General features: G+C 31.1%; 3 protein-coding genes. All 3 read left to right on the top strand.

Annotation, left to right across the window (positions count from 1 at the left end; all coding sequences use genetic code 11):
- Positions 1-2118, top strand: a 2118-nt coding sequence (locus F6K54_RS06400) for an ATP-binding protein (RefSeq protein ID WP_293075752.1), incomplete at its 5' end; no start/stop codon positions are given.
- Between the two features lie 39 nt (positions 2119-2157).
- Positions 2158-3219 carry an RNA-binding domain-containing protein gene (locus tag F6K54_RS06395; protein ID WP_293075750.1) on the top strand — a complete coding sequence of 354 codons (1062 nt, stop codon included), beginning with the start codon at positions 2158-2160 and terminating at the stop codon, positions 3217-3219.
- A gap of 73 nt (positions 3220-3292) precedes the next feature.
- Complete coding sequence (locus tag F6K54_RS06390; RefSeq protein WP_293075748.1) at positions 3293-3961, top strand: hypothetical protein; 669 nt, start codon at positions 3293-3295, stop codon at positions 3959-3961.
- Positions 3962-4421 lie beyond the last annotated feature (460 nt).

The following is a 4421-nucleotide window of genomic DNA, read 5'->3' as shown; positions in this document are numbered from 1 at the left end:
TATGCTAATGCTTTAATGAAATTAGGAAGAGTTGAAGAAACGTTGCCTTTATTTGAAAAATCTCTACAACTGAAACCTGATAATGTTCTAACTATTAATAGTTATGCTAATGCTTTAATGAAATTAGAAAGAGTAGAAGATACATTGCCTTTATTTGAAAAATCTCTACAACTGGAACCTGATAATGTTCTAACTATTAATAGTTATGCTAATGCTTTAATGAAATTAGAAAGAGTAGAAGATTCCCTACCTTGGTTTGAAAAATCTTTAAAACTCGAACCCGATCATGTTCTAACTATTAATAATTATGCTGGTGCTTTAATGGAATTAAAAAGAGTAGAAGATTCCCTACCTTGGTTTCAAAAAGCTCTACTACTCGAACCTGATGATGTTATAATTATTAATAATTATGCTGGTGCTTTAATGGAATTAGAAAGAGTAGAAGATTCCCTACCTTTATTTGAAAAAGCTCTACAACTCGAACCCGATCATGTTAAAACTATTCGTAGCTATGCTAATGCTTTAATGAAATTAGAAAGAGTAGAAGATTCCCTACCTTGGTTTGAAAAAGCTCTACTACTCGAACCTGATAATTTTATAGCGATTGGTAGTTATGCTATTGCTTTAATGAAATTAGAAAGAGTAGAAGATTCCCTACCTTGGTTTGAAAAAGCTCTACTACTCGAACCTGATAATGTTATAGCTATTGGTAGTTATGCTATTGCTTTAATAGAAGTAGGTAAATTTGAAGAATCTTGTCAATTTTTTGAAAAATCATTAGAGCTAGAAGATGATAACTATGTACGATACAAATATGCAACAGCACTACAAGAATTAGGCCAATATCAACAAGCAATTGAACAACTAGAAAAAATTAATTTAACTGATTTATTACAAGACAATGCAAATGTAGTTCGACTAACACTAGGAAGACTATATTACTCTATTGAAGAAGAAAAAAAAGGTAATCAATATTTTCAAGAAGCAATTGATAATTCTGAGGATCGAGAAAGAAGTTTGCTCTACAGCGCTAGCAGTATTTTAGCTAAATTAGCTAATAAAACTTATGACAAAAAAGATTTAGAAATGCTAGACGAAATTGCCCAAGACTTGGGTCTTTACGCTCATGCTTTAAAAATGTTGACTCTTAACTTAGACTCAGAAGGCTATTACGAGGAAATAAAACCCGAAACTAAGTTAAAAGATACGCAAATTCTTAACAGAGCAATATACCATAAAATAGGCAATGAAATTGCTGTTTTAAAAAGTATTGCCTACCGTATTTTAAGGGGTTATAAAGACAAAAATTCAAATTTAAACGACATTATTGAAAAGATTGAAAAATTAGTCGAGCAAATTACCGAACGCAGAGAAATACAAAAATATGAAACAAACAAAATTCCCGAAGATGACTATCAACAAGTTCTGTCTGTTATTTCCAAAACTGCCCATGATATTTCGGACTTTGTAAATAATGAATTAGCAGTTATTAAGTCAAAAATTCTTCGGGTAATGCGTAAAGTAGACAGTGAATCTAAGATTTATTCCCAATATGAAAAACTTTTAACTCAATTAGAATTAACTCAAGCTGCTCTGAACGACTTGAAGGGAATAAACGAAGGGATAAATATTAAAAAGAAACACTTCCCAGTTAAAAAAATCTTTGAAAAGTGGCAAGATAATAATCAAATTGAAAATGCGGAAATTCAATTAGAAATTACTAACGGCGACTCTATATTTTCTGGAGATGAGGAAAAGATAAAAAGTGCTTTAAATGAAATGCTAGAAAATTCTCTGAAACATAATTCAGACCAACAAAATTTAATGATAAAAATGAAATCTCAAGATGCGATTAATCCTGAAAGTATTAGAGGTTTCACAATGTCAGGAGAAAAAAAATATTTATTAATAGAATTTTCGGACAACGGTAAAGGTATTCCTGAAGATAAAAAACAATGGATATTTCAACCCTTAACCACTACTTCCAAAAAAGGTCAAGGCAGTGGTTTAGGACTGTATATTATTCGTAAAACTTTAGTTAAAATGGAAGGTCATATTCGAGAAACAGGAGAAAATGGTGTAAGATTTGAAATGTACATTCCTTACACCGATCGCTAACCAAAGTTAAATCAAAACTCAAAAATAACAGGATTAACTATGGAAACAGAAAACGTTCATTTACTATTAGTTGAAGATAACCATAATTATCTTGAAGAATTAATCGAGTGGCTAAAAGAAGACTTTGGTTATCAAAACGTTGAAACAGCAATTAATGTCAAAGAAGCAATAGAAAAATTACAAAATCCTTTTGACATTATCGTTACTGATATGCGGATGGAGGCAGATGATAGTGGTTTTGCTGTCTTAGAGCAAATTCAATCTCAAAATCTTTCTTCTGTTGTGATTATCTTAACAGCAAATGATACTGTAACTGACTGTCGCGATGCTTTTAAAAAAGGAGCTTGGGATTATATCTCCAAGAATATGAAAGGCAATGTTTTTGAAATTTTAGACGCATCCATTAAAGAAGCAATTACTTATTTTAATCGTTGGGGAAATGTTAAAAATGACCAATGGATTGAAGAAAATAGAGAATATTTAGAAGAGCAATATTGGGGGGAATATATTGCAGTTATTAATCAAACAGTCATAGAAGCAGCATATACAAAAGAAGAACTGATTCAAAAAATTGAGGAACGAAAATTAAGAAGATTTTTAACCACTATTTGTAAAATAGGCGAGTTTAAATCTTTATATAAATTAATTAAAGAAGGGGAAAGTGATACTTTAGAATTTAAAAGCACTTTACAATGGAGTGTTAAAGGAAATTGTAAAGATGAAAAATTAAGATTTGCTGTTTTAAAAACAATAGTTGCTTTTCTCAATTCTCAAGGAGGAACATTATTAATAGGAATTGAAGATAATGGTGATATTTTCGGTTTAGAAAAAGATATTTCTTTACTATCTAAGAAAAATTTAGACGTATTTCAACAAACATTAATCAATCTAATTTCTCAGCATATAGGTTCTAATTTCATCAACAAATACATCAAAATTCGTTTTGAAAGCTTAGAAACAAAGGATATTTGTATTGTTGATATTAAAAAATCGCTCAAAAAGGCATTCCTCAAAACCGACAAAGGTTTAGAATTTTATATTAGAGTAGGAAATACTACAAAAAAATTAGATATTCCTGAAATTTACGACCATTTTCCCTAATTTAGATAAAACAAATTATTATTCATTATCACCTATTTCCTATTCCCTACTCTCTCTTTTATGGAGATGCCTAATGAAAAATAATCGTGTAATTTTCAAGCAGGTAGGTATTGTTCTGATTTTAGCAAGCATTTTTAATACTCTATGTATACTCTATCTAAGAGTACAAAGTCAGAGCAATTCATCCTACTCATCTATTTTGAACACTTTGGCTGTAATTGGAGGAGTATTACTCTTTTGTGGAAACCGAAAACCTGTGCAGGAAGTTAGATGGGTTGCAGCATTTTTGCTCTCTCGCTTTTTTAGCTGGTTATTCATACTACTTCCTTTAGAGCTAATGAAAAAAGAACTTTGGTTGTCTCAAATTCGCCTCTTGCCAGTTAGTTTTTTTATTCCGCTTCTAGTTGAAATAGTAACGGGTTTTATTGCATTCTGGGTTTATGTCAAACTAAGAAATATATCTGTAGTTGATGAAAGAATTAGGGCAAAACGTTCAGTCTCTCCACCCAAACTGGCTTTTATTTTGGGCATCTTATATACACTGATATTAGTGTTTTTTTTACAGTTCATACTCAGAGGAGAGACTGGAGCTAAAGCTATAGAGATAGCCCAGATAGAATATGGAAATTACTACAAGTATGATGTCAGGGGTATACAATGGGAGAAAAATCAGATCAAGGCTAATTTGATTGGGTATAATGAATGCGAAATCAAATATATAACAGTTAAGTGGAGTCAGTAAAGAAGTATTGAAATTAGCAGAAATGAAACATTCAAAGAAGCTTTAAAGTATTCAGTTTTTCATATATTAGTTGCTAGTGTTCAAGCCTTTAACAAAAGTCTTAAAAATTTATCAACTTACTAAAAAAGACAAAATAGTTTTGAAATTAAACCCAAAGGTGGAATTATATTATGTTCCCCCTCCGGGGGAGCTACGCTAACGGATAATCAGTTATAAAAAAAACTTCTAGCCTTGAATCTTTCTTTCCCTTCTGCCTTCTGCCTTTTTTCCTCCAAAGTGTAAGTAGGGCTTGCTGATTAAATATCAAAGCATTAACTGATATTGGTTTTAGCGTTTTTTGGTCTAAAAAAGTGCGCCTGTTTTCAGCTCAAAAAGCCCAAAAAGCTAGTATTTTGGGACGATTATGGCAGAAAAATCACTCTTACAATTTTTCCGACTACCTCCTCTATAATTCCCATTT

It is taken from the genome of Okeania sp. SIO3B5 (genome assembly GCF_010692555.1).
In the GTDB taxonomy this organism is placed as follows: domain Bacteria; phylum Cyanobacteriota; class Cyanobacteriia; order Cyanobacteriales; family Microcoleaceae; genus Okeania.
Note: the sequence above shows the minus strand (reverse complement) of the source record. Positions and strands in the feature narration are given on the sequence as shown.